The sequence below is a fragment of the bacterium genome, from assembly GCA_030654305.1.
GTDB lineage: Bacteria > Krumholzibacteriota > Krumholzibacteriia > LZORAL124-64-63 > LZORAL124-64-63 > PNOJ01.
On record JAURXS010000358.1, the window covers coordinates 1 to 1145 of the forward strand.

The window sequence follows — 1145 nt, forward strand, 5'->3', positions numbered from 1 at the left end:
CTGCGCGCGGCCGCGCGGGTGCTCGAGGGGCGCGCCGTCGCCCCCGGCGTCGTGCTGAAGATCGTGCCGGCGACGCGCGCGGTCTGGCAGCAGGCCCTGGACGAGGGGCTGGTCAAGGTCTTCACCGACGCCGGCGCGCTGATCGGCAACGCCGGCTGCGGCGGCTGCGCCGCCGGCCAGATCGGCCAGAACGGCCCCGGCGAGGTCACCGTCTCGACGGGCAACCGCAACTTCGCCGGCAAGCAGGGCAAGGGCGAAGTCTACCTGGCGAGCCCCGCGACCGCCGCGGCCTCGGCCGTGTCCGGCGTCATCTGCACGGCGGCGACGATGCCCGCGAAGCCGGTGCTGTTCGCACCGCCGGTCGTCGCGGCGAAGGTCGCGACGACGGGCCCGGGCGCCGTCGGCGGCGGCAAGCCCACCGTGCTGACCGGCCGCGCCTGGATCGTCGACGTCGACAACATCGACACCGACATGATCTTCCACAACCGCTACCTGGCGATCACCGACCTGAAGCAGATGGGCCAGTACACGTTCGACAACCTCGAAGGCTGGAAGGATTTCGCGCGGAAGGCCCAGCCCGGCGACATCGTCGTCACCGGCGGCAACTTCGGCTGCGGGTCCTCGCGGCAGCAGGCCGTGGACTGCTTCGCGGCGCTGGGCGTGCAGGCGCTGGTCGCGCGCAGCTACGGCGCGATCTACGAGCGCAACGCCATCAACGCGGGGCTGCCGGTCGTGACGGCCGACGCGGTGAAGGCCGGCCTGAAGAGCGGGGTTGCGATCACCGTCGATTTGGGCAGCGGCCAGATCTCGTGGGCCGGCGGCGGCGCGCGGGGCGAACCCTTCAGCCAGGTGCAGATGGAGATCTACCAGCGCGGGGGGCTGCTGGCGAAGTAGGCGGCCGGCGGCGGCTCAGCGCACGGATGCGCGCAGTTCGGCCTTCAGCACCTTGCCCGAGGAGTTCTTGGGCAGCGCCTCCACGGCGTGCAGCCGGCGGGGGATCTTGAAGGTCGCGAGCTTCGACGCGCAGTGTCGCAGCAGGGACTGCTCGTCGAAGGTCGCGGGGTCGGCCGGCACGATCCAGGCCTCGATGGCCTCGCCGAGCAGCGCGTCCGGCACGCCGATCACGCAGGCCTCGACCACCTCGG

At 72.4% G+C, this 1145-nt stretch carries 2 protein-coding genes; one reads left to right on the top strand and one right to left on the bottom strand.

What is annotated here, in order from left to right; all coding sequences use genetic code 11:
* Window positions 1-894, top strand: an 894-nt coding sequence (locus tag Q7W29_10265) for an aconitase family protein (protein MDO9172203.1), incomplete at its 5' end; no start/stop codon positions are given.
* Between the two features lie 15 nt (window positions 895-909).
* On the opposite strand, the gene Q7W29_10270 is transcribed toward Q7W29_10265, so the two are convergent.
* Window positions 910-1145: hypothetical protein (locus Q7W29_10270; GenBank protein ID MDO9172204.1), on the bottom strand; the 236-nt coding region annotated here is incomplete at its 5' end.